The organism is Mycobacterium paraseoulense (genome assembly GCF_010731655.1).
In the GTDB taxonomy this organism is placed as follows: Bacteria; Actinomycetota; Actinomycetes; order Mycobacteriales; family Mycobacteriaceae; genus Mycobacterium; species Mycobacterium paraseoulense.
The window spans coordinates 5,962,423-5,988,030 of sequence record NZ_AP022619.1 but is presented as its reverse complement, the minus strand read 5'-3'; the positions used below and the strand labels follow the sequence as shown (position 1 = coordinate 5,988,030).

General features: G+C 70.2%; 25 protein-coding genes. 4 read left to right on the top strand and 21 right to left on the bottom strand.

The genetic code is table 11. From position 1 onward, the window contains the following. Nucleotides 1–51 precede the first annotated feature (51 nt). Nucleotides 52–546 carry a LysM peptidoglycan-binding domain-containing protein gene (locus tag G6N51_RS28175; RefSeq protein WP_083173729.1) on the bottom strand — a complete coding sequence of 165 codons (495 nt, stop codon included), beginning with the start codon at nucleotides 544–546 and terminating at the stop codon, nucleotides 52–54. A gap of 288 nt (nucleotides 547–834) precedes the next feature. On the opposite strand from G6N51_RS28175, the gene lexA reads away from it, so the two are divergent. Beyond that, nucleotides 835–1,533 carry a transcriptional repressor LexA gene (gene lexA, locus G6N51_RS28170; RefSeq protein WP_083173728.1) on the top strand — a complete coding sequence of 233 codons (699 nt, stop codon included), beginning with the start codon at nucleotides 835–837 and terminating at the stop codon, nucleotides 1,531–1,533. Between the two features lie 24 nt (nucleotides 1,534–1,557). Here the strand turns inward: lexA and G6N51_RS28165 are convergent, their stop codons facing one another. The 8 genes from G6N51_RS28165 to G6N51_RS28130 form a co-directional block, all read right to left on the bottom strand. Then, nucleotides 1,558–3,792 (bottom strand): LGFP repeat-containing protein, encoded by a 2,235-nt coding sequence (locus G6N51_RS28165; RefSeq protein WP_438502045.1) that lies wholly within the window; start codon nucleotides 3,790–3,792, stop codon nucleotides 1,558–1,560. Nucleotides 3,793–4,365: 573 nt separating this feature from the next. Beyond that, on the bottom strand, nucleotides 4,366–5,526 hold the full coding sequence (locus G6N51_RS28160) for an acyl-CoA dehydrogenase family protein (RefSeq protein ID WP_083173725.1): 1,161 nt from the start codon (nucleotides 5,524–5,526) through the stop codon (nucleotides 4,366–4,368). A gap of 93 nt (nucleotides 5,527–5,619) precedes the next feature. Then, nucleotides 5,620–7,041 (bottom strand): GTPase HflX, encoded by a 1,422-nt coding sequence (gene hflX / locus G6N51_RS28155; protein WP_083173724.1) that lies wholly within the window; start codon nucleotides 7,039–7,041, stop codon nucleotides 5,620–5,622. A gap of 46 nt (nucleotides 7,042–7,087) precedes the next feature. Further along, complete coding sequence (gene dapF, locus G6N51_RS28150) at nucleotides 7,088–7,960, bottom strand: diaminopimelate epimerase (protein ID WP_083173768.1); 873 nt, start codon at nucleotides 7,958–7,960, stop codon at nucleotides 7,088–7,090. 13 nt (nucleotides 7,961–7,973) lie between these two features. Continuing rightward, the gene (gene miaA / locus G6N51_RS28145; RefSeq protein ID WP_083173767.1) at nucleotides 7,974–8,897 is read right to left on the bottom strand and encodes a tRNA (adenosine(37)-N6)-dimethylallyltransferase MiaA; all 924 of its coding nucleotides are present in this window, start codon (nucleotides 8,895–8,897) and stop codon (nucleotides 7,974–7,976) included. A 7-nt stretch (nucleotides 8,898–8,904) separates the two neighbouring features. Next, on the bottom strand, nucleotides 8,905–9,594 hold the full coding sequence (locus G6N51_RS28140; protein ID WP_083173723.1) for a class III extradiol ring-cleavage dioxygenase family protein: 690 nt from the start codon (nucleotides 9,592–9,594) through the stop codon (nucleotides 8,905–8,907). A 34-nt stretch (nucleotides 9,595–9,628) separates the two neighbouring features. Next, nucleotides 9,629–10,597 carry a DMT family transporter gene (locus G6N51_RS28135; RefSeq protein WP_083173722.1) on the bottom strand — a complete coding sequence of 323 codons (969 nt, stop codon included), beginning with the start codon at nucleotides 10,595–10,597 and terminating at the stop codon, nucleotides 9,629–9,631. Nucleotides 10,598–10,822: 225 nt separating this feature from the next. After that, nucleotides 10,823–11,725, bottom strand: coding sequence for a DMT family transporter (locus tag G6N51_RS28130; RefSeq protein ID WP_083173721.1), 903 nt, complete (start codon nucleotides 11,723–11,725; stop codon nucleotides 10,823–10,825). A gap of 230 nt (nucleotides 11,726–11,955) precedes the next feature. Between G6N51_RS28130 and G6N51_RS28125 the strand changes: the two genes are divergently transcribed. Further along, nucleotides 11,956–13,317 carry a DUF349 domain-containing protein gene (locus tag G6N51_RS28125; protein ID WP_083173720.1) on the top strand — a complete coding sequence of 454 codons (1,362 nt, stop codon included), beginning with the start codon at nucleotides 11,956–11,958 and terminating at the stop codon, nucleotides 13,315–13,317. On the opposite strand, the gene G6N51_RS28120 is transcribed toward G6N51_RS28125, so the two are convergent. From G6N51_RS28120 to G6N51_RS28090, 7 genes are all read right to left on the bottom strand, one after another. Further along, the gene (locus G6N51_RS28120) at nucleotides 13,314–13,952 is read right to left on the bottom strand and encodes an Rv2732c family membrane protein (protein ID WP_142275113.1); all 639 of its coding nucleotides are present in this window, start codon (nucleotides 13,950–13,952) and stop codon (nucleotides 13,314–13,316) included. The two genes, G6N51_RS28125 and G6N51_RS28120, sit on opposite strands and share 4 nt — an antisense overlap. Then, nucleotides 13,940–15,517: a tRNA (N6-isopentenyl adenosine(37)-C2)-methylthiotransferase MiaB gene (gene miaB / locus G6N51_RS28115; protein ID WP_232078599.1), complete on the bottom strand. Its 1,578-nt coding sequence runs from the start codon at nucleotides 15,515–15,517 to the stop codon at nucleotides 13,940–13,942. The genes G6N51_RS28120 and miaB overlap by 13 nt, the downstream gene beginning before the upstream one ends. 61 nt (nucleotides 15,518–15,578) lie before the next feature. Then, nucleotides 15,579–16,103 carry a recombination regulator RecX gene (gene recX / locus G6N51_RS28110; RefSeq protein ID WP_083173718.1) on the bottom strand — a complete coding sequence of 175 codons (525 nt, stop codon included), beginning with the start codon at nucleotides 16,101–16,103 and terminating at the stop codon, nucleotides 15,579–15,581. Next, nucleotides 16,069–17,121, bottom strand: a complete 1,053-nt coding sequence (gene recA / locus G6N51_RS28105) for a recombinase RecA (RefSeq protein WP_083173717.1) — start codon at nucleotides 17,119–17,121, stop codon at nucleotides 16,069–16,071. Before recA ends, recX begins: the two co-directional genes overlap by 35 nt. A gap of 278 nt (nucleotides 17,122–17,399) precedes the next feature. Beyond that, nucleotides 17,400–17,594 carry a DUF3046 domain-containing protein gene (locus G6N51_RS28100; RefSeq protein ID WP_067747316.1) on the bottom strand — a complete coding sequence of 65 codons (195 nt, stop codon included), beginning with the start codon at nucleotides 17,592–17,594 and terminating at the stop codon, nucleotides 17,400–17,402. 43 nt (nucleotides 17,595–17,637) lie between these two features. Beyond that, the gene (locus G6N51_RS28095; RefSeq protein ID WP_083173716.1) at nucleotides 17,638–17,901 is read right to left on the bottom strand and encodes a DUF732 domain-containing protein; all 264 of its coding nucleotides are present in this window, start codon (nucleotides 17,899–17,901) and stop codon (nucleotides 17,638–17,640) included. Between the two features lie 31 nt (nucleotides 17,902–17,932). Beyond that, on the bottom strand, nucleotides 17,933–19,099 hold the full coding sequence (locus G6N51_RS28090; RefSeq protein WP_083173715.1) for a glycosyltransferase: 1,167 nt from the start codon (nucleotides 19,097–19,099) through the stop codon (nucleotides 17,933–17,935). Nucleotides 19,100–19,152: 53 nt separating this feature from the next. Between G6N51_RS28090 and G6N51_RS28085 the strand changes: the two genes are divergently transcribed. After that, the gene (locus tag G6N51_RS28085; RefSeq protein WP_083173714.1) at nucleotides 19,153–19,584 is read left to right on the top strand and encodes a limonene-1,2-epoxide hydrolase family protein; all 432 of its coding nucleotides are present in this window, start codon (nucleotides 19,153–19,155) and stop codon (nucleotides 19,582–19,584) included. 4 nt (nucleotides 19,585–19,588) lie between these two features. Here G6N51_RS28085 and pspM read toward each other — a convergent pair whose 3' ends face one another. The 4 genes from pspM to pgsA all read right to left on the bottom strand — a co-directional run bounded on the left by pspM (nucleotide 19,589) and on the right by pgsA (nucleotide 22,388). Beyond that, the gene (pspM, locus tag G6N51_RS28080) at nucleotides 19,589–20,398 is read right to left on the bottom strand and encodes a phage shock envelope stress response protein PspM (protein ID WP_083173713.1); all 810 of its coding nucleotides are present in this window, start codon (nucleotides 20,396–20,398) and stop codon (nucleotides 19,589–19,591) included. A gap of 9 nt (nucleotides 20,399–20,407) precedes the next feature. After that, nucleotides 20,408–21,235, bottom strand: a complete 828-nt coding sequence (pspA, locus tag G6N51_RS28075; protein WP_083173712.1) for a phage shock protein PspA — start codon at nucleotides 21,233–21,235, stop codon at nucleotides 20,408–20,410. A 127-nt stretch (nucleotides 21,236–21,362) separates the two neighbouring features. Next, nucleotides 21,363–21,701 carry a transcriptional regulator ClgR gene (gene clgR, locus G6N51_RS28070; RefSeq protein ID WP_083173711.1) on the bottom strand — a complete coding sequence of 113 codons (339 nt, stop codon included), beginning with the start codon at nucleotides 21,699–21,701 and terminating at the stop codon, nucleotides 21,363–21,365. A 117-nt stretch (nucleotides 21,702–21,818) separates the two neighbouring features. Continuing rightward, nucleotides 21,819–22,388 carry a CDP-diacylglycerol--glycerol-3-phosphate 3-phosphatidyltransferase gene (gene pgsA, locus G6N51_RS28065; RefSeq protein ID WP_142275112.1) on the bottom strand — a complete coding sequence of 190 codons (570 nt, stop codon included), beginning with the start codon at nucleotides 22,386–22,388 and terminating at the stop codon, nucleotides 21,819–21,821. A 68-nt stretch (nucleotides 22,389–22,456) separates the two neighbouring features. Here pgsA and G6N51_RS28060 point away from each other — a divergent pair, with 68 nt between their 5' ends. Further along, the gene (locus G6N51_RS28060) at nucleotides 22,457–22,984 is read left to right on the top strand and encodes an amino-acid N-acetyltransferase (RefSeq protein ID WP_083173709.1); all 528 of its coding nucleotides are present in this window, start codon (nucleotides 22,457–22,459) and stop codon (nucleotides 22,982–22,984) included. A 16-nt stretch (nucleotides 22,985–23,000) separates the two neighbouring features. Here G6N51_RS28060 and G6N51_RS28055 read toward each other — a convergent pair whose 3' ends face one another. Continuing rightward, complete coding sequence (locus G6N51_RS28055; protein ID WP_083173708.1) at nucleotides 23,001–25,595, bottom strand: FtsK/SpoIIIE family DNA translocase; 2,595 nt, start codon at nucleotides 25,593–25,595, stop codon at nucleotides 23,001–23,003. Between the last annotated feature and the right edge of the window lie 13 nt (nucleotides 25,596–25,608).

Genomic DNA, 25,608 nt, shown 5'->3' with positions numbered 1-25,608 from the left:
CTTACCCGCACGCGCATACGCGGCCGATAAGCGGTCCCGGCACGGCGGTCCTCAGCCGACCGGGGCGATCAGGGTCTGACCGGCCACCACACTCGGCGAGTTCATGTCGTTGAGCTCGCGGATGCGGTCGGCCACCTGGCGGGCCGGCGCGTCGGGCGCCACCCGGTGCGCGACGTCCTGCAGCGACTCCCCCGCCTCGACGCGCACGACGGCCAGCCGGTCGGGCACGTGCGCTCCCGAACTCCCGGAGGCGCCGTTGAGCACCTGACCGACATTCCCTACGAGGCCCAGCCACAGAGTGATCGCACCGGCGGCCAGCGCCAGCCAGACGGTGGTGGCCACCGTGACGGGACGCTTGCGGTGCGGCGCGGCGGACATCGCGACGCCCGTGCCGCGGTAGCGCATGGGCGCGCCCGCCGGTCGCGACGGGACGGGGCGGCGCGAACGGGCCAGCGCGTCCCGGCCGTAGCCGAGGCCCTCCACCGGTCCGTTGACCGGACGCCGGGGGCTGCTGGTACGCGGCGCCAGCGTGTGGATGGTTGTCATCTGCGTTCCTCCGGTCAACTAGATTCGCTCAGCTGTTCGACTGTATCGCTCGTGTGTTCGAAATCCGAACATGTGAGCGAAGCGTGTCGCACGAGTCGAACGCTAGACCACGCCACCGACAAGTCCGTGGTCCCCAGAGCTGACATGCGGCTGAAATACCCGATCCGCCGAAGAGTTACACCTTTGTGATTAACGATGTCGATGGCGATTTTGTGCCCGTCCGCCACGGCGACACGCCAGTCGAACACATGTTTGATTCTTGGGCGCGGTGGGGCTACATTCAGTGCCATGAGCGACAGCAACGACACCTCATCGGCCGGCGCGGGCGGTCGACTGCACGCCGTCGATTCATCACTGACCGAACGGCAGCGCACCATCTTGAACGTCATCCGCGCGTCGGTCACGAACCGCGGCTACCCGCCGAGCATCCGGGAGATCGGCGACGCCGTCGGCCTGACGTCGACATCGTCGGTGGCTCATCAACTGCGCACCCTGGAACGCAAGGGATACCTGCGTCGCGACGCGAACCGCCCCCGGGCGGTGGACGTCCGCGGCGCCGATGACGACGTGGCGGCGCCGGCCACCGACGTCGCCGGGTCGGACGCCCTGCCGGAGCCGACCTTCGTCCCGGTCCTGGGGCGCATCGCGGCCGGTGGGCCCATCCTCGCCGAGGAAGCCGTCGAGGACGTCTTCCCGCTGCCGCGCGAGCTGGTCGGCGAGGGCACGCTGTTCCTGCTCAAGGTCGTCGGCGACTCGATGATCGAGGCGGCGATCTGCGACGGCGACTGGGTGGTGGTGCGACAGCAGAACGTCGCCGACAACGGCGACATCGTCGCGGCCATGATCGACGGGGAAGCCACCGTCAAGACGTTCAAGCGGGCGGGCGGTCAGGTGTGGCTGATGCCGCACAACCCCGCGTTCGATCCGATTCCCGGCAATGACGCGACCGTGCTCGGCAAGGTCGTCACGGTGATCCGCAAGGTCTAGCCCCGTGGCGCGACCCCGCCCGGCTCAGTCCGCCTTGACGAAGCCGTTGGCCTGGGCCACTTCCTCACTGGACAGCCAGATTTCGGCGAGCGTGTCGTGGTAGAGCTCGCTGCCCGGCGTGTAGTACAGCCCGAAGCGGGCGCTCGCCTTGATCGGGTATCCGTCGGGCGCCTGGTAGGGATCGTCGAGCGGTAGGTGGATGGTCGGGCGCCCGGCCGGCCCGGCCCCCGCGCCGCTGTCTTCGTCGTCCGCGGCCGCGTGCCGCCCCCCGCGCTGCTCGGATGGGGTGACCGCCGGCGCGGGCGCTTCCGCATCCGTGGCGGCGGCCTCGGCCTCGGCCTCGACCTCGGCGACGTCCGCGGGCACGTGCGCCACCGCGATGTCCGGATACTCCGCCTCGGGCGCGGCGGCCTCGGCTGCACCGCCGTCGAATCCGGCGTCCGCAGGCGCGTGCGGCACGGCGACATCCCGGTACTCGGCCTCCAGATACTCGTCGTCGGCGTGGTCGTCGGCGTGGTCGGCGGGCTCGTGCTCATCGCCGGCGTACTCGGCGTCGGCGTAATTCGCATCGGCGTAGTCGGACTCGCCGTACTCGGACTCGCCGTATTCGGATCCGGCGTATTCGGCCTCTATTTCGGGGTAGCCGGCCTCCGACAGGGCCGCAGGCGAGACGACGGAGAAGGAGTCGGTGTCCACCGCGTCGGGGTCCTCCTGCTCGCCCGCGAATGGACCCTCGTCCGCGCCGCCGCGCCGCCAGCTGACCCGCCCGGCGGCCTCGGCTTCGGGGGCCCCCACCTGGTGGCCGAACTGTTCGGTGGTGACGTCCTCGTGCCCCCAATGCTGGTCGCCCACGGCGTCGTACCCGCCGGCGAAGTCGGGGTGCGGCTCGTAGTCGGCATCCTCCTGCGCGGCACGACGCCGACGCCACCCGAAGGCCAGCAGCCCCGCCAATACGATCAGCACGACCACCGGAATGACGGCCAGCAACCACCACGACTGCCACGTGAACTTCTTGGGATGGGCCGGCATCGCCGAATTACTCGGCTGGTTCTGGCCCGACACCTGCAGGCCGGACAGCAACGGCGCGAGGTTGGCCGGTTCCGTGCTGAACGTGTTCTTCGCCCGGTTCCAGGAGATCTTGCCGCCGGCGAACTGCTGGGAGACGACGTCGCCGTCGAGGGCCTGGTCAGCGACGGGAGCGCCCAGCTTGCCGGCCGGCCCGCGGAGCTTGTCCCACGCCGCCTTCATGGCCCCGCGCACCACGAACGCGCCGTGCTCCGAAGTCCAGAAGATCACCGGCTTGTCAGCACCGGAGAAGGTGACGACGCGGCTGGACGGGATGCCGCCGTCGGACTCGGTGGCGGTGGGGAATCCCAGGTCGCTGCCGGCGGGTCCGCCCAGCGACTCGTACTTGGCCAGGATGTTGCTTTCGACGGCGTTCGCGCCGGTGGCCGGGCTGAAGTACACCTTTCCGTTAGCGAAGTCCTGGGCGATCCCGTCGCCGCCGATCGGATACTGCGCGCCCTTCTTGACCCCCAACGGCCCATTGGGGCCGCCGGCGGCACGCCATGCCATGTTGATGGCCGCGGTGGGGTCGATCGCCACCTGCAGGCCCTTCAGCTGGTCGGCCAAAGCCGGGGGCTCGGTGGTGAACTGCTTCGTCTGCCTGTTCCACGAGACCTGGCCGCCGCTGAACTTCTGGGCGGACACCTCGCCGTTGTAGGTTTCGTCGCCGACCGGGACCCCGAGCACGCCGCCCGAACTGCCGAGCTTGTCCCACGCGGCGTTGATCGCGCCGCGCACGACGAACGCCCCGTGGTCGGGCGTCCAGAAGATCACCGGCTTGTCGCTCGCCGAGAAGGTGGCCACCCGGCTGTCGGGTCCGGCCAGGCCGGGCACTTCGTTGATGGCCGGGAAACCCAGATCGCTGCCGGCGGGGCCGCCCAGCATCTCGTATTTGTCCAGGATGGGCCCGTAGACGAATTTGGCGCCGGTCGCCGGGGTGAAGAACATCTTGCCGCCGTCGAAGTCGAGCGCGAAACCGTCGCCGGCCGGGTACACATCGCCCTTGCGGGCGCCCAGAGGCGAACCGTCACCGCCGGCCTTCTCCCACGCCGCCATCATGGCCGCCTCGGCGTCGCCGATGGGGGACGCCGCTGCGGGGGGCGCCAGCAAGGCGGCGGCGGCAATTGCCGCGGCGGTCAAGCTGACCAGCGCGCTCCCGACCAGCCTGCGCATGTGACCTCTCTGCCCGTTCACCAAGCCTCCCAGCCGACGGCTATTCCCCTATCAGCGGCTACGCCCGCGCCTGCACAGCCGGCGAGCGAGCCGCGGTACCACCGCGGGGAAACAACCCCGTTCCGAACCGCATTTTTGCCGGGCTCGCATAACTTTGCTCCCGCCAACGAAAAATGCGAAGTCAGATCACGAATATTACAAAAACGGATACCACGCCGATGTCGAAATGATGCCGAGCCACGCTCAAATCGCGGCCAACCGCACCGTCGCTCGCGCGATGTTCGGATAATCGTGTCGAAACCCGCAGCCGACAACCGCGTGTGCAATAAGCAACGGCCGCCGTCCTGCGTGACGACCGGGCGCCCGCAGGCGGTGCCGAACTTCACCAGGTACCCGGCGGCGTCATGCTTTTCGGCTCGGCAGTCGGCCATTACCCGGGCGACGTACCCGAAACACATGTCCCGACGGTACGTGAGGCCATTAACTCTTTCACGATCTACCCGAGAAAACCGGCCGCGTGGCGGGCACCGATCGGGTTTGCCGTAACCGTGCGAATTGGCCGGCCGATCGCGTTGTCGACCAACGGTGTTTGGGCTAGACCCCCAGGCTGCGGCCGATGATCTCTTTCATGATCTCGGTCGTACCGCCGTAGATGGTCTGCACCCGCGCGTCCAGATAGGCACGGGCGACGGGGTATTCGCGCATGTAGCCGTAACCGCCGTGCAGTTGTAGGCACCGGTCGATCAGGTGTACCTGCTTTTCGGTGGAGTACCACTTGGCCATCGCCGCTTGCTCGGCGGTCAGCTTCTTGTCCAGGTGCAGCCGGATGAACTCGTCGACCATCATGCGCACCACGGTGGCTTCGGTCGCCAGCTCGGCAAGCACGAAACGGCTGTTCTGGAAGCTGCCGATCGGCTTGTTAAATGCCTTGCGCTCCTTGGTGTATTGCAGCGTCTGCTCGAGCACCTGCTCCATCGCCGCGGCCGCCATGATGGCGATCGAGATGCGTTCCTGCGGAAGGTTCTGCATCAGGTAGATGAACCCCAAGCCCTCCTGCCCCAGCAGGTTTTCGGCGGGCACCTTGACATCGGTGAACGACAATTCGGCGGTGTCCTGTGCGTCCAGCCCGATCTTGTCCAAGTGGCGGCCGCGTTCGAAGCCCTCCATGCCGCGTTCGACCACGAGCAACGAAAAGCCCTGCGCCCCTTTGTCGGGATCGGTCTGCGCGACCACGATCACCAAGTCGGAGTTGATTCCGTTGGTGATGAACGTCTTTGCGCCGTTGAGCACGTAGTGGTCACCCTGCTTGACCGCGCGGGTCTTGATGCCCTGCAAGTCGCTGCCGGTTCCGGGTTCGGTCATCGCGATCGCGGTGATGAGCTCGCCGGTGCAGAACTTCGGCAGCCAGCGCTGCTTCTGCTCCTCGGTAGCCAGGGCCAGCAGGTACGGCGCCACGATGTCGTTGTGCAGGCCGAAACCGATGCCGCTGTAGCGGCCGGCGGTGGTCTCCTCGGTGATGATCGTGTTGTACCGGAAGTCGGAGTTACCGCCGCCGCCGTATTCCTCGGGCACCGCCATGCCGAGGAAGCCCTGCTTGCCGGCTTCGAGCCACACGCCCCGGTCGACGATCTTCGCCTTCTCCCATTCGTCGTGATGGGGCGCGACATGACGATCGAGGAAGGCCCGATAGGACTCGCGGAACAGCTCGTGCTCCGGCTCGAAAAGCGTGCGCTGGTACTTGACGGCACTGCCCATGTGGATGACCTCCGGCGGCTGGGAACTCTGTCGCCCAACATATACCAACCAGACGGTTGGTCGGCAGACGGCGGGGTCGGGCCGCCGCGGAGATCAGCGGGCGGCGAACTCTTGCAGGCGCCCGGCCAGCGCCACCGGGACCCGGGCCTTGATCCGGGTGCCGTCGGGGTGGTGCTCCTGCTGCTGCACGCGCCCGTCGGCGTGCAGCCGCGCCACCAGGTCGCCGCGGTGGTACGGAATCACCACGTCCACGGCCGTGTCGGTGGGAACGGCGAGCTCCCCCATCCGGCGCCGAAGCGCGTCGATGCCCTCGCCCGTCCGCGCCGAGACGAACACCGCGCCGGGCAGCGCGTGCCGAAGCTTGGCCAGGGTCAGCCCGCTGGCGGCGTCGACCTTGTTCACCACCAGCAGCTCGGGCGGCGGGTCGCCGTGATGGTCGGCGATGACCTCGGAGATCACCTCGCGCACCGCGTTGATCTGGGCCAGCGGGTTGGCGTCCGAGCCGTCGACAACGTGCAGCAACAGGTCGGCGTCGACGACCTCCTCCAGCGTCGAGCGGAACGCCTCGACCAGCTGGGTGGGCAGGTGGCGGACGAACCCGACGGTGTCGGTGAGCACCAAAGGGCGACCATCGGAGAACTCGGCGCGGCGGGTGGTGGGCTCCAGCGTGGCGAACAGCGCGTCCTGCACCAGGACCCCCGCCCCGGTCAGCGCGTTGAGCAGGCTCGACTTGCCGGCATTGGTGTAGCCGACGATGGCGATCGAGGGCACGTCGCTGGCCAGGCGCCGGCTGCGCTGGGTGTCGCGGACCTGCTTCATGTCCTTGATCTCGCGGCGCAGCTTGGACATTCGTTCGCGGATGCGGCGGCGGTCGGTCTCGATCTTGGTCTCACCGGGACCGCGCAGGCCCACGCCTCCCCCGCTGCCGCCCGCGCGGCCACCGGCCTGCCGGGACATCGACTCACCCCAGCCGCGCAGCCGGGGCAGCATGTACTCCATCTGGGCCAGCGACACCTGCGCCTTGCCCTCCCGGCTGGTGGCGTGCTGGGCGAAGATGTCCAGAATCAGCGCGGTGCGGTCGATGACCTTGACCTTCACCGCCTTCTCCAGCGCGGTCAGCTGCGCCGGCGACAGTTCACCGTCGCAGATCACCGTGTCGGCGCCGGTCGCCAGCACCACTTCGCGGAGCTCCTGGGCCTTGCCCGAGCCGATGTAGGTCGACGGGTCGGGCTTGTCGCGGCGCTGGATGAGGCCTTCGAGCACCTGCGAGCCGGCGGTCTCGGCGAGGGCGGCCAGCTCGGCCATGCTGGCCTCGCTGTCGGCGGCGGTGCCGTCGGTCCACACGCCGACCAGCACGACGCGTTCCAGCCGCAGCTGGCGGTACTCGACTTCGGAGACGTCGGCGAGTTCGGTGGACAGTCCGGCGACGCGGCGCAGCGCGGACCGTTCTTCCAGGGCGAGTTCGCCGGTGCTTGGCTCCGCAGGAGCGTGAGTTTGGAATTCAGGTTGTGTCATAGGCAATACACGATGATGCACGGCGGATCGGCGTCGCGCACTCGAATTAACGCGGCTGCGCGTTCCACCATTCCTCGCTGATCTCCCCGTGCGCCACCAGTACCGAGGGCCCCCGCAGGTAGCTGGTGGCGTCGGTGACGGTGACGACGACGTCGCCGCCGGGCACCCGCACCGTCAGGCTGCCGGTGGCCGCACCGGCGGCGGCGAGCGCGGCCACGGTGGCCGCGACCGTGCCGGTGCCGCACGAGCGGGTCTCGCCTACGCCCCGTTCGTGCACCCGCATCCGCACCGCGCCGTCGGCCGGTGCCGTCAGGACTTCGACGTTGACCCCCTCCGGGAACTGGGCGTGGTCGAAGGCAACCGGCGCCGCCACGTCCAGCGTCGCCAGTTCCTCGTCGGTCAGGTCCGGATCGACGCACGCCAGGTGGGGATTGCCCACGTCGACCGCCAGGCCGGTAAACCGCCGGCCGCCGACGAGCGCGCTTCCCGGACCGAGCGTGTTGGCCTTGCCCATCTCGACGCTGATGTCGGCGCGGGCCGCGCCGGCGTGGTGCACGGTGACCGGCCGGGGCCCGGCGAGCGACCCGACCACGAATTCGTCGCGGGCCTCCAACCCGCTGGCCCGCAGGTAGTGCGCGAACACCCGGACGCCGTTGCCGCACATCGGGGCGAGCGAGCCGTCGGCGTTGCGGTAGTCCATGTACCAGTCGGCCGAGGCCACGCCGTCGGGCAGCCGGTCGAGCACGCCGGCCGAGAGGGCGGCACCGGCGGTGGTCACGCGCAGCACCCCGTCGGCGCCCAGCCCACGCCGCCGGTCACACAACGCCGCCACCCGGGCCGCGGTGAGGTCGAGCGTGGCCTGCGCGTCCGGGAGCACCACGAAATCGTTCTCGGTGCCGTGGCCCTTGGCGAAGATCATGTGCGCCACCCGCTCAGGATACGTGGCGCCAGGCCCGCAGGGCCTCGTCGACGAGCCGGGCGCCGTCGTCCGCGTCCAGCCAGCGGACCCGGTGGTCGCGGCGGAACCACGACCGCTGGCGTCGCACATAGCGTCGGGTGCCCACGTACGTCTGCTCGCGCGCGTCGCGCAGCCGATCGGCGCCGCCCCCGGCGTCCAGCGCCTCGATCACCTGCGCGTAGCCCAGGGCGCGCGACGCGGTGACACCGTCGCGCAGGCCCGTGGCGAGCAGCGCACTCACCTCGTCGACCAGGCCGTGGTCGAACATCGCGTCGGTGCGGCGGGCCAGCCGTTCGTCGAGAAGCGTTGTCTGGCAATCCAGGCCGACGATGGCGGCGTCCCACCTCGGGGTGCCGATGCGGGGTGCCGACGCGGCGAACGGCCGGCCGGTCAGCTCGACCACCTCGAGCGCCCGCACGGTGCGCCGCGCGTCGGTGGGCAGGATGGCCGCGGCCGCGGCGGGGTCGCGACGGGCCAGCTCGGCGTGCAGGCCCCCCACCCCCACCTCGGCCAGCCGCTGTTCCCAGCGTGCCCGCACGGCGGGATCGGTGGCGGGAAACGACCAGTCGTCGAGCAGCGACTGGATGTAGAGCATGGAGCCGCCCACGATGACGGGCACGGCGCCGCGGGCGGCGATCGCCTCGACGTCCGCGGCGGCGGCGGCCTGATAGCGGGCGACCGTCGCGGTCTCGGTGACGTCCAGGACGTCGAGCTGGTGGTGCGGGATGCCGCGGCGTTGGTCGACGGGCAGTTTGGCGGTGCCGATGTCCATTCCCCGATAAAGCTGCATGGCGTCGGCGTTGACGATCTCGGCGCGGCCCCCGACCCGTTCGGCGACGTCGAGCGCCAGCTGCGACTTGCCGGTTCCGGTGGGGCCGATGATCGCCAGCGGTCGCACGGCCACCTCAGAGCTGCCAGGCACCGGCGAAGTAGCCCACGCCGTAGGGGGCACCGCGGTACAGCTCCTTGGCCGATCGCGGGCCCGGCTCGGCCAGGCCGGCCAGCACCTGAAAGGCGACCCGGCCCAGGATCTGCCGCGGCAGTCGCGCCAGGGCCGCGACGTCACCGGTGGCCAACGCGTCGTCGAGGGCCAGCTGCGCATCGGCGTTGCCGGGGTCGTAACCACCGGGGGCGGCCGGAGTCAGGGTGTTCGCGCCGTCGGCCACGACCAGGACCCCTATCGGCTCGGGAGACCGGTCGATCTCGGCGCGCAAGCGCCTGCCGCGGGCCAGCGCGGTGTCGGCGTCGTGGTCGGCGGCGTAGACCCGTGCCTGCGCGGTGGCGTCCGGCCGGACTTCGCCCCGGACCCACGCGGCCAGCAACGCGCACACCGGCAGGTCGGCCGGCGCCCCGACGTCGGCCCGCGGGGAAAGCCCGACCCGTATGTCCGCGCCGAAACCCGCGAAAGTGCCGGCCGCGCCGGGGCCGAACGCGTCGTCGCGCCCGGCGGTCCCGATGACGGTCCAGCGCGCGGGCAACAAGACGGCCGCCGCCAGCACCGCGGCGGCCAGGTCGGTCACCTCCGCGGCGGCCGCTCCGGCGAGCTCGGGCACCAGCAGCGGAGCCGACGGAACGATCGCGATGCCGCTGAGCACGCCACCAAACTAACGTTTCGCCCGGGCGGCGCGCTCAGGCCTCGGCCGTCGCCGCCAGGATGGGATCGTTACAAGGGCCGGCCTCCCCGTCTTCGGACGACCACACGCCCGGCGCGATGTCTCCGGCGTCGCGCCCGACCTGCGCGACCATGGTGGCGGCCTCGCCGCGGGCCAGCGCGATCGTCGCCACGATCACGACCGCCACCGCTGCGACCAGCACGAAGGCCTTGGGCCCGGCGGCGCCCAGCGTTTCGCCGAGCACGAAGATGCCGAGCAGACCGGCCACCACGGGCTTCGCCACGGTCATCGTCGGCATGGAAGCCGTCAGCGCTCCGGCACGGAACGCCGACTGCTGGAAGATCATCCCGGTCAGCGCCAGCAACAGCCAGGGAACGAACTCGGGCGCGCTCAGGACGGCCAACGGGCCTTCCTCAGCCAGCTCGACGATGCCCTTCGTGAGCACCGCGAACAACGCCAAGGCCGAACCCGCCACCACCGCGAGCAGGGCGGCCGCGATCGGGCTGCCCGACCAGAGTCGTGCGGCCACCACGCACGCCACCAGCAGCGGCACCATCACCGCGGCGACCACGGCCCAGGTGCCGACCGATGCGCGCTGACTGCCGGCGGCCGGGTCGCCGATGATGATGACCACGGCCAGGGCACCGGCCAGAGTCACCGCCCACACCCACTCCCAGCGGGTCACCCGGCGCTTGGTCAGCCGGGCGTAGATCGGCAGGGCGAACAGCAACGCCGTCACCTGCAGCGCGGTCACCAGCACGACCGAGCCCCAGGCCAGGGCCCCGGCCTGCAGGCTGTAATTGACGACCGCCGCCAGGCCGCCCAGCCACCACCGGGTGTCCCGCAGCGACATGCGGAACAACTCGAGATGGCCAACCTGCTTGTCCGTGATCTCCTGCGCCGAGCGCTGACGGATCACATCGCCGACCGCGGATGCCAGCGCCGCACACACCGCGATCAACGCCGCAATATCAACCTTGGACACGGACGACCCCTCACCTCACGAGATTTCCACCAGGCGTTCCCCCGGAGAGCCGGTATACACGTGGCGTTTGCGGCCAGTTCAACTACAACTGTATGGCTATGCGCACTGCGTTGACCGCCTGGTAGGTAACCGTTTCATTGTTACTTCACAAAGCTAGGTAACGACTGTGGGAACTCTATGTATTCACATACGCCCGCCCGGGCGGGCGGGACCGGCGCGCGGCTGTCACGCCGGTTGACCGGCGGCACCCGCAAGGGCCTGGTCGACCCCCGTCCGGGTGGCCACCGCATCGCCGCGCGCGAGCTCGACGGTGGCCACCGTCATCGCCAGCGCCGCAACGACCAGGGCGACCGCGCCGGAGCGACCCGTGTTCAGTGTCTCGCCCAGGACGACGACGCCCAGCACAGCCGCCACGACCGGCTGGGACACCTCCAGGGTCGGCATCGACGCGGTGAGCGCTCCGGCCCGGAACGCCGACTGCTCCCAGGCGAATCCCGCCAGCGCGACCAGCACCCAGGCGTACAGCTCGGGTGTCCGGAACACCGCCCATCCCCCGTCGCCGAGCCGGTGGACGGCGCCCTTGGTGAGCACCGCGAACACACCCCACAGCGAACCGGACACGAACGCGAGCAGCACCGCGGCTGCGGCACCGCCCAAGACCCGGGCGGCAACGACGCATCCGAGCAGCAGCGGAGCCAGCACCATCAGCACGGTGGCCCAGGTCCCCGGCGACGCGGTCGAATGACCCGCCTGCGGGTTGCCGACCGTCACGATCACGGTCACCGCGGCGGTCAGCACGACGGCCCAGGCCCATTCCCGGGCGGTCACGGCGCGATCGGCCAGCCTGGCACTGATGGGCAGCGCGAACAGCAGCGAAAGGACGAGCAACGCCTGCACCAGCAACACCGAACCCTGAGCAAGCGCGGCCGCCTGCAACGCGATGCTGACCACGAGTATTAAGGCGCCCCACCGCCACCGTCGATTGCCGAGCAGCCTGCGGAAGAGCGCGAGCTGCCCGACCGATGGGTCGGCGATCCGGTGTGTCGCGCGCTGCTGCAGTACATCGCCGATCGCGACACAGAGCGCGGAGGCTAACGCGAGCAAAGCGGCAATGTCCGCCTTGGCCATGGTTTCTCCGTCCGAGTCGGGGTATGGACATGTGTCATACCCCATGTGTCTGCGCCGGTGCATCCCGAGCCGGAAGGTCAGGGTGGCGGCGCGTGGGCCGCCAGGCTGCTTGAATACTGTTAAGCAGCTGCTGGACGGGCCGCGAGGGCCACCCACCGGCGCAGCACACGGTGCCGCTACGCGCGGCAGGTGCGCGGAACAGCGACCGCGCGAAGGGTAGGTGACGAGCGATGACGGCTGACGATCCGAACGGCGGAACTCCGGCGGGGCCGGTGCCCCAACCGGTTTCGCGCCCGGTGCCACGCCCGGGACCGCGTCCCGGTCCCCGGCCGGCGAACTCGGGGCCACGGCCCTTCACCCACGCGGTGCCGGCTCCGCCGGCCAGCGATCCGCACCGGTTCGGGCGCGTCGACGACGACGGGACGGTGTGGCTGATCACCGCCGGCGGCGAGCGCATCGTCGGCTCCTGGCAGGCCGGTGACTCCGAAGCGGCCTTCGCCCACTTCGGCCGCCGCTTCGACGACCTGAGCACCGAGGTCACGCTCATGGAGGAGCGGCTCGCGGCGGGAACCGGTGACGCCCGCAAGATCAAAGCCCACGCGTCCGAGCTCGCCGAAACACTGCCCACGGCGGCCGTACTGGGCGACATCGACGCGCTGGCCCGCCGGTTGACCAGCCTCATCGACCAGGTCGAGGCCACCGTCGCCGAGGAGCGATCCCGCCGCGACGAGCATCGCGCCACCCAGACCGCGCGCAAGGAGGCGCTGGCCGCCGAGGCCGAGGAGTTGGGCGCCAACTCCACGCAGTGGAAGGCGGCCGGTGACCGGCTGCGGGCCATCCTCGACGAGTGGAAGACCATCAACGGCCTGGACCGGAAGGTCGACGACGCGCTGTGGAAGCGCTATTCGGCGGCCCGGGAGGCGTTCAACCGGCGGCGAGGATCCCACTTCGCCGAACTGGACCGTGAACGCCTGGGCGTTCGGCAGGCCAAGGAACGACTCTGCGAACGCGCCGAGGAGTTGTCAAGCTCGACGGACTGGACCGCCACCAGCGCGGAGTTCCGCAAGCTGCTCACGGAGTGGAAGGCGGCCGGCCGCGCGGCCCGGGATGTCGACGACGCGTTGTGGCGGCGGTTCAAGGCAGCCCAGGACGTCTTCTTCACGGCTCGCAACGCGGCGACTGCGGAGAAGGACACCGAACTGCGCGCCAACGCCACCGCCAAGGAGGCGCTGCTGGCCGAAGCGGAGAAGATCGACACCGGCAATCACGACGCGGCCAGGGCGGCGCTGCGCGCCATCGCCGAAAGGTGGGACGCGATCGGAAAGGTGCCGCGGGAGCGGTCGGCCGAATTGGAGCGTCGGATGCGCGCGGTCGAGAAGAAGGTGCGCGATGCGGGCGAGGCCGATTGGTCGGACCCGCAGGCGCAGGCCCGCGCGGAGCAGTTCCGTACTCGCGCCGAGCAGTACGAGCAGCAGGCCCAGAAGGCCGCGGCGGCGGGGCGTACCAAGGAGGCCGAAGAGGCCAAGGCCAACGCCGACCAGTGGCGGCAGTGGGCGCAGGCGGCCGCCGAGGCGCTGACCCGCAAGCCCTAGGCTCCGGGCTCCCGGGGCGCTCGGTCCATCGACTCGCCGTTCCCGTTCGGTGCGCCCGGTCCGGGATCGTCCAGGCTGTCGAGCAGCGTCATCGACTGCTGCTGCGCCGCGACCCGGCGCCGCTCCTCCTCGGCCGCGAGTTGCACGATGGTCCGCGACCACACCACCCGGGCCCATTGGTAGGACAGCACGAGGACGACGATCCACGCCACGATCAGCCCCACCCCGGGGCCGGGATGCCCCGCGGCCACCGTCTGGCGAGACCAGATGGCCAACAGCCCCGCCGCACCGGCGAGCGCCGAACCCGCCAGCGCGACCCAGGCCAGCGCCCAACGCCGCGTCACCAACGCCAGCATCGAGAACCCGACGCCGAACACCAGCGCCAGCCAGGCGAATACCCGCGACGGCAGCGCCACCGCTGCCGCGCCGGCGCCGTGGCTGCTGAACAGCACGTCCCAGCCCCGCACCGCGCCGGTGTGCGGGAGGATGAAAGATCCCAGCAGCACGAAGACCAGGATCGCCACGACGAAACCGCGGGGGCCCGGGTCGAATCCGCGCGCCACGCGGCGCTCGGCGGCCTCGATTTCGGTCCGCAGGGCGTGGAAATGCGGGTGTTCTTCATTCATCGGGCACATCCAAGGGGTTCTCTGGGTTCTCTGGGTTCTCTGGGTTCTCTGGGTTCTCTGGGTTCTGTGGGTCCTGCGGGTTCGGTGCGGCCGGCAGGCGGTCCGACGGCGGGCATGCCGAGACCGATGCCGCCCGGGCGCTGCCCGGCGGCGTGCGCGTCTCCCGCGCGGGTTTGGCGATGACTGAGAATTCCGGCGTCGGCGATGAGGTGGTGCGGTGCGGCCTGGGTGACCACCACGGTGACCACGTCGCCGGGTCGCACCCGGTCGTCGGCGCTGAAGTGCACCAGGCGGCCGTCGCTGGCGCGGCCCGTCATCCGCGCGGTGTGGGTGTCCTTGCGTCCCTCGCCGGCGGAGACCAGCAATTCCACGGTCTGACCCACCAGCGCGCGGTTGCCCTCGAGCGAGATCTGCTCCTGCAGCTCGACCAGCCGCTCATAGCGTTCCTGCACAACGGCTTTCGGAAGCTGCCCGTCGAGTTCGGCGGCCGGGGTGCCGGGCCGCTTGGAGTACTGGAAGGTGAACGCGGCGGCGAACCGGGCCTGCCGCACCACCTCCAGGGTGGCCGCGAAGTCGTCCTCGGTCTCACCGGGGAAACCGACGATCAGGTCGGTGGTGATGGCGGCGTGGGGCATGGCCGCGCGGACGCGCTCGATGATGCCGAGGTAGCGCTCGGCGCGATACGAGCGGCGCATCGCCCGCAGCACCCGGTCGGACCCCGACTGCAGCGGCATGTGCAGGGCCGGGCACACATTCGGCGTCTGCGCCATGGCCTCGATGACGTCGTCGGTGAATTCGGCGGGGTGCGGGGAGGTGAACCGCACCCGTTCCAGCCCGTCGATGTCCCCGCAGGCCCGCAGCAGCCGCGCGAAGGCGCCGCGATCCCGGGGCAGCGCCGGGTCGGCGAAGGAGACGCCGTAGGCGTTGACGTTCTGGCCCAGCAGCGTGACTTCGAGCACGCCGTCGGCCACCAGCGCTCGCACCTCGGCCAGGATGTCGGCCGGGCTGCGGTCGACCTCCTTGCCCCGCAGCGAGGGGACGATGCAGAAGGTGCAGCTGTTGTTGCACCCGACCGAAACGGAAACCCAAGCGGCGTAAGCGGATTCGCGTGCGCTCGGCAGTGACGACGGGAATTGCTGCAGCGACTCGGCGATCTCCACCTGGGCGGACTTGTTGTGCCGGGCCCGTTCGAGCAGGGTGGGCAGCGAGCCGAGGTTGTGCGTGCCGAAGACGACGTCGACCCAGGGCGCCTTGCGCAGCAGCGCGTCCCGGTCCTTTTGGGCCAGGCAGCCCCCGACCGCGATCTGCATCTCGGGGTTGCCGCGTTTCCGCGGGGCCAGGTGGCTGAGGTTGCCGTACAGCTTGTTGTCGGCGTTTTCGCGGACGGCGCAGGTGTTGAAGACGACCACGTCGGCGTCGGCGTCTTCGGCCGCCCGCCGGTAGCCCGCCGCCTCCAGCAGGCCCGCCAACCGCTCGGAGTCGTGGACGTTCATCTGACACCCGTAGGTGCGGACCTGGTAGGTGCGCGCAGGCCCCGCACCGCCGGGCGCGCCCGCCGCGTCCCGCACCACCATCGAAGTCACGGGGCCATGGTACGGCGACCGGTCGGCGGGCGAGAAACCGCACGTCACCGGGCTAGACCCGGCGGCGCTCCCGTTCGGCGGCCAGTTCGGCGAGCACGACCTCGCACGCCAGGTTCTGGCTGTAGCCACGACGCGCCAGCATTCCGACCAGCCGGCGGGTCACGCGCGCGTCGTCGTCGCCGTCCAGTTTTTCCCGGCGCAGCTTGGCCCGCACCAACTCCTCGGCCCGGTCCCGTTCGGCGCCGGCGTCGATCCCGGACAGCGCCGTGGCGATCACGTCCCTGTCGACGCCTTTGGTGTGCAGTTCGGCCGCCAGGGCTCGCTTGCTCTTCCCCGCCTTTGCCCGGCGGGCCGCCACCCACTGTTCGGCGAAGTCGGCATCATCGACCAGGCCGACGGTGGCGAGCCGGTCGAGCACGGAAGCGCTGACATCCTCGGGGTATCCGCGTTTGGCCAGCTGGCCGTGCAGCTCGGCCCGGGTGCGTGCTCTCGCGGTGAGCAGGCGCAGGCACAGCGTCCGCGCCTGCTCCTCGCGGGAGGGCTCAGAAATCGACGGGGGCGGGCAGGACGCTGTCATCGGACAAGCCATCGGTCACGACCGCGCCAATGCCAAGCTTCTCCTTGATCTTCTTCTCGATCTCGTTGGCCACGTCGTCGTTTTCCATCAGGAAGGTGCGGGCATTCTCCTTGCCCTGACCGAGCTGCTCGCCCTCGTAGGTGAACCAGGAACCGGACTTGCGGATGAAGCCCTGTTCCACACCCATATCGATCAGCGAGCCTTCCCGGCTGATCCCTCTGCCGTAAAGGATGTCGAATTCGGCCTGCTTGAACGGCGGCGACACCTTGTTCTTGACGACCTTGACGCGGGTGCGGTTACCGACCGCGTTGGTGCCGTCCTTGAGCGTCTCGATCCGGCGCACGTCCATGCGCACCGACGCGTAGAACTTCAAGGCCTTTCCACCCGTGGTGGTTTCCGGACTGCCGAACATCACCCCGATCTTCTCGCGCAACTGGTTGATGAAGATCGCGGTGGTGCCCGAATTGTTCAGCGCGCCAGTCATTTTCCGCAGGGCCTGGCTCATCAGCCGGGCCTGCAGCCCGACGTGGCTGTCACCCATCTCGCCCTCGAGCTCCGCGCGCGGCACCAGCGCCGCCACCGAGTCGATCACCAAAACGTCCAGCGCGCCGGAGCGGATCAGCATGTCGGCGATCTCGAGGGCCTGCTCCCCCGTGTCGGGCTGGCTGACCAGCAAGGAATCGGTGTCCACGCCGAGCTTTTTGGCGTAGTCGGGGTCCAGGGCGTGCTCGGCGTCGATGAACGCCGCGACGCCACCGGCGGCCTGGGCGTTGGCCACCGCATGCAGGGCGACGGTGGTCTTACCGGAGGATTCCGGGCCGTAGATCTCCACGACCCGGCCGCGGGGCAGGCCGCCGATGCCCAGGGCCACGTCCAGTGCGATGGATCCGGTCGGGATGACCGAGATCGGCTGACGCATCTCGTCGCCGAGACGCATCACCGAGCCTTTGCCGTAGCTCTTTTCGATCTGGGCCATCGCCAGTTCGAGAGCCTTCTCGCGGTCGGGGGCTTGCGCCATGGTGCCTCTCCTATGGTTCGGTGTGTTCGGTGACCGGTGTCGGTCGGTTGGCCGTGACACTAGAGAGGCCCACCGACAAGTTGACTCACCGAACGTTCTCCACAGTAGCCGAACACCTGTTCGATTCAAGCGGACACGCCGAACCCAAGCACCCGCGTGTGGCAACGTCTGCCGCCGACCGCGATCTCCGACGAGCGAAACCGCGGCCCGCGGCGCCGTCCGCCCCGCGGCTCTCCTGCGGCAGAACGAATACCCGCCCTAGGAATGATCTTCGGGCGTCACCACTGGTCGCGCGGCACGTCGAAGTCGACGCACAGGGCCCGCCACACGTCGCGGGGCTCAACCCCGTCCTCGATCGCCTGGGCGGCGGTGCGGCCGCCGAACCCGGTCAGCACGTGGTCCGCCAGCACCGAAGAGCCGTATGCCGCACCGAATCGCAGCACGACGCGCTCGTTGAATTCCGTTAGCCGCACGCCAGCAAGATACCCAGCGGCCGGCGATCGGACACCGGGCGCGTCACCGCCAGCTCGCCGGCAGGTCCGCCAGGTGGTTGGGGCAGTAGTCCTGCACCGCCACGGACATGATGGTCCGCGCCCGCTCCGCCGACATCCTGGAACGCAATTGCATGAAGGCGTATTCGACCGGCGCGAGTCCCTGCTCGGCGGCCGCCGGATCGTCCATCAACTGGCAGGCCTGCTGTTCGTCGCCGCTATCGGCGTGGGCGACGCCCGCGCTGAACATCAGGGCGAGAAGCAGCCCGCCCGCCGCGATCGTCCTCATTTCGATACCCTCCTGTCGCGGACCCGGCCGATCATCCCGTAAGGGCGAGCGCTTCGTGGCACACCCGGACCGGATCGGCCACGCCGGCGATGCTAGCGGCGGCGGCCTGGGCGGCCTGCCGGTAGCGGGGCGAAGACAGGACCTCGGTCACGGCGGCCACCAGGGCTTCCGCGGTCAGCGGCCGGATCAGCCGCCCGCTGCCCTGCCGGACCACCCGGTTGGCCATCTCCCACTGATCCCCGCCCCCGGGCACCGCCACGAGGGGCACCCCCGCCAGCAGCGTCTTGGCCACCATGCCGTGGCCGCCACCGCAGATCACCAGGTCGGCGTGCCTCAACAACTCGGCCTGGCTGCCCAGCCCGACCACCGCCCACGGCGGCACCTGAAGATCCGCGCCCCCCAGCCGCGAGACCACCAGCCGCGATCCGGCCGGCAGCGTCTCCCCCGGCCGCAGCTGGGCCAGCGCGAGCTCGGCCAGCCCCTCGGTCCCGGTCGACGCGGTCGACGGCGCGACCACCAGCACCGGCCCGGGGCCCGCCGGGATTTCCAGCACCCGCTCGGTCGGTTCGAAGTGCAGCGGGCCCACCAACACGGCCTCCGCGGGCCAGTCCGGCCGGGGCACCTCGAGGGCGGGCAACGTGGCGATCAGGCGGCGCAGCGGCCCGGGGTCGCGGGCCGGCAACCCGATCTCGACCCGCACGGCGGCGCGCTGGCGCAGGCCTGCGCGCCAGGACCGCGCGGTGAGCGCGCGCATCGTGGCGTCGCGGAGCCGGCCGCGGATGCCGGTGCCCGGGGCCAGCCCGCTGCCGATCGGCGGCAATCCCTTCGACGGCAGGTAGAGCGGATGCGGGTCGAGTTCGATCCACGGGATGCCCAACAGCTCGGCGGCCATGCCGCCGCCCGCCGTGATGACGTCGGACACCACCAGGTCCGGCGCCAGGTCGCGCAGCGCGGGCACGTTGAGCACGGCCATCCGCGCCGCGCGCCGATGGATTCGGGCCCCGGCGTCGACGTCGTCGTCGGTGGCCGCCAGCCCGTCCAGCGGCGCGGCGGCGATGCCGGCGGCGCGGGCGGTGTCCACCCATTCGGCGCCGGTGAACAGCGTGGGCTCGTCGCCGGCTGCGGCGAAACGTTGGCACAGCGCGATCGCGGGGAACGAGTGACCGGGATCCGGCCCAGCGACCACGGCGACACGCATCGGCCTTACCCTGCCACAGCGCCCGGCCGCGACGCTCGCCTACGCTGGCAATCATGACCGAGCCGACCGGAACCGCCGTTGCGAACACCCGCACGGTCGAGGGCTTCCTGAACGCCCTGCAGGACGCGGATTACGACGCCGCTGACGCGGCATTGGACGACAACCTCGTCTACGAGAACGTCGGGCTGCCGACCATCCACGGCCGGGCCAGGGCGATGAAGCTGTTTCGCCAGATGGACGGCCGCGCCGCCTTCGAGGTGAAGATCCATCGCATCGCCGCCGACGGCGGGGCGGTGCTCACCGAGCGCACCGACGCCCTGATCTTCGGCCCCGTGCGGCTGCAGTTCTGGGTATGCGGCGTGTTCGAGGTCCACGACGGGCGAATCACCTTGTGGCGCGACTACTTTGACTTCTTCGACATGTTCAAGGCCACCCTTCGCGGCCTGGCCGCCGTGGTGCTGCCCTCGCTGAAAGCGACCTTCTAGCCCGCTAGCTGGCGCCGCGCAGGCCGCCGAGCTCGTCGAACGCCTGCGCCCAGCCGACCAAACGGTCGGTGGCCCCGGCCAGCTCGGCGCGGTAACGCTGTGCGGCGGCCAGCTGGTCGCCGTGCGCCGACGACACCAATTGTGCTGCGGCGGTGACCATCTCGTTGTACTGGCGAACGCCGGCGCTCAGCTGCGCGGTGAACGCGTTGATGGTGGGCACCAGGTAGGTCCGCGACGATTCGCTGGACTGGGCGGCGCGCTCCATCGACACCACCTCCGCGGCGGTGGCCGCCATGGCCGCCGAGGATTTGTTGGCCGCCGCGGTCAGGTCGCGGATCTCGGCGGTCGGCAACATCGAGCCCCGCTCGATGACGTTCAACAGCGACAGGAACCCGCGTTCCGAGGCGCCCAGCGCGTACATCGCGGGCCGCGCCGCCGAGCCGGGTGGCGGCAGCCGGCGCACACTCGTCGGGCGGGGTGTGGGCAGCGGCTCGGAACGCAGCCACCGGTAGCGCAGCAACAGCAGCGTCGCCGGGATGGCCATGACGACCGAGACCGCGCCGGTGATCTCCAGCAGCAGCGCGAACCATCCCCAGGCCGCCAGCAGCATCGTCACCGCCGCCCAGAACACGCAGCCGGCAGCGAATATCAGGCCCCACAGCAGGGCGCGGCGACGCCGGCGCAGCAGCCGCGCGCGCGGATCCGCGGCGGCACTGAGCTTTCGGGCCACCAGGTCGGAGAGGTCGGCGGCGGTGGCCAACCCGCGTCCCAGCAGCGTGCGCAAGAGCCCGCGCTGCGTCTCGCTCACCGACACGGCACCGGGTTACTGGCCAAAGGGCTTCTCGGTGGCGGCGCCGCCGGTGGTCTCGGCGGGCGCGGGTGTCGCCGGCGCGGCCCCGGCGGCGGGGGTCCCGCCGGTCGGCAACGCCTCGCCGCGCATCGACGCGCGGATCTGCTCCAGCCGGGAGTGACCGGCCATCTGCACGCCGGCCTGTTCGACCTCGAGCATGCGGCCCTGCACCGATCCCTGCGCGAGCTCGGCGGAGCCGATCGCGTTGGCGTAGCGGCGCTCGATCTTGTCGCGCACCTCGTCGAGGCTGGGCACGTTGCCGGGCGCCGCGATTTCGCTCATCGAGCGCAGCGACGCGCTCACCTGTTCCTGCATCTTCGCCTGCTCGAGCTGGCTGAGCAGCTTGGTGCGTTCGGCGATCTTCTGCTGCAGCACCATCGCGTTCTGCTCGACCGCCTTCTTGGCTTGCGCGGCCGCGCTCAGCGCCTGATCGTGCAGCGTCTTGAGGTCCTCGACGCCCTGCTCGGCGGTCACCAGCTGGGCGGCGAACGCCTCCGCGGCGTTGTTGTATTCGGTGGCCTTGGCGGCGTCACCGGCGGCGGTGGCCTGGTCGGCCAACGTCAACGCCTGACGCACGTTGACCTGCAACTTCTCGATGTCGGCGAGTTGCCGGTTCAGCCGCATCTCCAGCTGGCGCTGGTTGCCGATCACCTGCGCCGCCTGCTGGGTCAGCGCCTGATGCGTGCGTTGCGCTTCCTCGATGGCCTGCTGGATCTGCACCTTGGGGTCGGCGTGCTCGTCGATCTTCGCGTTGAACAGCGCCATGAGGTACTTCCACGCTTTGACGAACGGATTGGCCATGAGTGAGCTCCACCTTCGCTTCTTGTGGGCCGGAGGGCCCCTGGATGGGCCGTCGCTTGTCGCTCAATTTAGTGGGTCGACGCCGATCGCCCTACCCCTGGCGCTGGATCCCTGCGCCGGGCGGCGCTCAGGCGATCGCCAGCGAGGCCACCGGCGGGATGACGACCTTGGTGTCGGCGTCGATGCTGGGACCACGCAACCCGTCGGCGGGCGCCCCGCGGGCGGCCCGTTCCACCCCGGCCATCCGCTCGCCGGCGTCGGTCAGCACCGACGACAGCGGCACCTCCAACGCCTCGCAGATCGCGTTGAGCAGTTCGCTGGAGGGCTCCTTGCGCCCGCGCTCGACCTCGGACAGATAACCGAGGCTCACCCGAGCCGAATCGGACACCTCGCGCAGCGTCCGGCCCTGTGTCATCCGGGCCTCCCGCAACACGTCGCCGACGACCTCGCGCACCAATGGCGGCATTTCTGCCCTCCTTCGTCCAGTCAGCCCGCCCGGAGCGAAATCGACCCCAGTCCGGCAGGCGCTCATTAGGTGAAACGCGAGCGGCGGGGTGTTGGTTCCCGTTCGGCGGCCCGAGAATCAGGCGGCCGTCCGGCGCACTTCCCTGACGGTCGACACCACGTAGTCGATGCCGGTGACGACCGTCAGCACGACGGCCACTCCCATCACCACGGCGGCCGTCACCCGGAAGGGACCCGACAGCGGCAGGATGAACAAGCCGATCGCCACGGCCTGCACCACGGTCTTGATCTTGCCGCCCCAACTGGCCGGGATGACCCCGCGGCGAATCACGGCCAGCCGCAGCACGGTCACCCCGATCTCGCGCGCCATGATCACCACCGTGACCCACCAGGGCAGGTCGCCGAGCATCGACAGCCCGATCAACGCCGACCCGATCAGCGTCTTGTCCGCGATCGGATCGACGAATGCGCCGAATTCGGTTGCCATTCCGTAGTTGCGGGCCAGCAGGCCGTCCAGCCGATCGGTGATGACCGCGACCGTGAAGATCACGAAAGCCACGATCCGGAAGGCGATCTCGTGGCCGTCCTTGGCGAACAGCGCGAGCAGGAAGACCGGGACCAGCACCAAGCGCAGCAGCGTCAGCGTGTTGGCGAGGTTTGCGATGTGGACGCGCCCTGGCGGTCCCATTAGCGGACCCGTTTGCGGCTGCCCCGACACCGCAACAGAATAACTGTTGACCAGCGCACCCGTGCCCGATGCCGATACTGTTAGCCGTGACCGAAAGTTCGCAGGACCCTGTGGTGCGGCGGGCGCGAACCTCCGATGTCCCCGCCATCAAGCGACTCGTCGACACCTACGCAGGCAAGATCCTGCTGGAGAAGAACCTGGTGACGCTGTACGAGGCCGTCCAGGAATTCTGGGTGGCCGAACGTGACGGCGAGGTTGTCGGCTGCGGCGCGCTGCACGTGATGTGGTCCGACCTGGGCGAGATCCGCACCGTCGCGGTCGACCCGGCGATGACGGGCCACGGCATCGGTCACGCGATCGTCGACCGGCTGCTGGAGGTCGCGCGCGAGCTGCAGCTCAAGCGGCTGTTCGTGCTGACGTTCGAGACCGAGTTCTTCGGCAAGCACGGGTTCACCGAGATCGAGGGCACGCCGGTGACCGCCGAGGTGTTCGAGGAGATGTGCCGCTCCTACGACATCGGTGTCGCCGAGTTCCTGGACCTGAGCTACGTCAAGCCCAACATCCTCGGCAACTCCCGCATGCTGCTGGTGCTCTGAGCAGGAGGGCTGGCGATCAGTCGTCGTCGGCGGCGCCGCCGGCGGCGTCACCGCCGCGGATCAACGCCAGCGTTCCGGCCAGCTCGTCGGGCTTGACCAGCACCTCGCGCGCCTTGGAGCCCTCGCTGGGTCCGACGATGCCGCGGGTCTCCATCAGGTCCATCAGCCTGCCGGCCTTGGCGAAGCCGACGCGCAGCTTGCGCTGCAGCATCGAGGTGGAGCCGAACTGGCTGGACACCACCAGCTCGACGGCCTGCAGGAAGACGTCCATGTCGTCGCCGATGTCCGGGTCGACGTCGGTGCGTTCGCTGGTGGTCTTGGCGGCGGTCACGCCCTCGGTATATTCGGGCTCGGCCTGGTCCTTGCAGGCGGTGACGACGGCGTGGATCTCCTCGTCGGTGATGTAGGCGCCCTGCAGCCGGACGGTCTTGCTGGCGCCCATCGGCAGGAACAGGGCGTCGCCCATGCCGATCAGCTTCTCCGCGCCGGCCTGGTCCAGGATCACCCGGCTGTCGGTGAGCGACGACGTGGCGAACGCCAGCCGGGACGGCACGTTGGTCTTGATGAGCCCGGTGACCACGTCCACCGACGGGCGCTGGGTGGCCAGCACCAGGTGGATGCCCGCCGCGCGGGCCTTCTGCGTGATCCGCACGATCGCGTCCTCGACGTCGCGCGGGGCGGTCATCATCAGGTCGGCCAGCTCGTCGACGATCGCCACGATGTACGGGTAGGGCCGGTATTCGCGCTGGCTGCCCAGCGGCGCGGTGATGGCCCCCGACCGCACCTTCTCGTTGAAGTCGTCGATGTGGCGCACGCGGGAGGCCTGCATGTCCTGGTAGCGCTGCTCCATCTCCTCGACCAGCCAGGCCAGCGCGGCGGCGGCCTTCTTGGGCTGGGTGATGATCGGGGTGATCAGGTGCGGGATGCCCTCGTACGGCGTCAGCTCCACCATCTTCGGGTCGATCAGGATCATCCTGACCTCCTCCGGGGTGGCCCGGGTCAGCAGCGACACCAGCATGGAGTTGACGAAGCTGGACTTGCCGGACCCGGTCGAGCCCGCGACCAGCAGGTGCGGCATCTTGGCCAGGTTGGCCGAGATGAAGTCGCCCTCGATGTCCTTGCCCAGCCCGATCACCAGCGGGTGGTGGTCGCGGCGGGTGGACGGCGCGGTCAGCACGTCGGCCAACCGCACCATTTCCCGGTCGGTGTTGGGCACCTCGATGCCCACGGCGGACTTGCCGGGGATCGGCGCCAGCATCCGCACGCTCTCGGTGGCCACCGCGTAGGCGATGTTCTTCTGCAGCGCGGTGATCTTCTCCACCTTCACGCCGGGGCCCAGCTCGACCTCGTAGCGGGTGACGGTCGGGCCCCGGGTGCAGCCGGTGACGGCCGCGTCGACCTTGAACTGGGTGAGCACCTCGCCGATGGCCTCGGCCATGACGGTGTTGGCGGCGCTGCGCTTCTTGGGCGGGTCGCCCGCCACCAGCAGGCTCATCGACGGCAGGGTGTAGGGGCCCTCGACGACCCGGTCCAGCACCTCGGTCTTCTTCCTGTCGCGTCGACGGCTCTTGCCGATGGCCGGCTCCGGCGTGGTGGGAATGTCGTCCTCGTTGTCCCGCAGCGCGGGGGCCGGGTCCGCCGTCGGCCAGGCCGGCGGCCCGGCGGCCGGTGGGCCCTCGTCGTAGTAGCCGTCGGAGAAGTCTTCGGCGGCAAGGGATTCCGCGTCGTCGTAATCGCCATAGTCGCCGTAGTCGTCGTAGTCGTAATCGTCGTCATCGCCGAGCAGCCGGGCGCCGAACATGTTGCGGACCGCGTCGGGCACCTCGCGGATGGTGGTCCCGGTCAGCAGCAGCAGGCCGAACATGAAGCCGATGAACAACAACGGCGCGGCGATCCAGGCCGTCAGCCCGTCCGACAGCGGACCGCCGATGGCGAAACCGATGAATCCCGCCGCGCGGCGGCGCGCCTCGGGGTCTTCGGGCGAGCCGGACCACAGGTGGCGCAGGCCGAGCGCGGACAGGGCGATCAGGGTGGCGCCCAAAATCAGCCTGGGCCGCGCGTCGGGGTTGGGCTGGGTGCGCATCAGCGCGACCGCCACCGCGGCCGTGACGACGGGCAGTGCCAGGACGCCCGCCCCGATGAAGGTGCGCAACAGCGTGTCGACCCACGCGCCGACGGGGCGGGCGGCGTCGAACCAGGAGCTCGCCGCGACCACGACGGACAGGCCGAGGAGCATCAGCGCGATCCCGTCGCGGCGGTGTCCCGGGTCGATGTCGCGGGCCCGCCCGATCGACCGGGCCGCGCCGCCGGTGCTGCGCGCGGCCATCAGCCAGGTGGCGCGCAGGGCGCGGCCGCCGGTCAGCCCGGCGGCCACCAGCAGCGAATGGTTGCGCCGCCGGGCGGGCCTGCCCGGCCGCTTGCGGGGTGCCGCCGGCCGCGCGCGTCCCGACCCGCTCCGCGAAGGGGCCTTTGACCTGCTCGTTCTGGCTTTGGAGCGGGCGGCGGTCTTGTTAGCCATGACGGCAAGGGTAGTCGCATCGACATCATCTACACCACCCGCCACACTGGTAACGGTTTGGCGTTGTGGGCCATCTGGCGGCTTGGCGGGCATGTCGCGTGAGTAG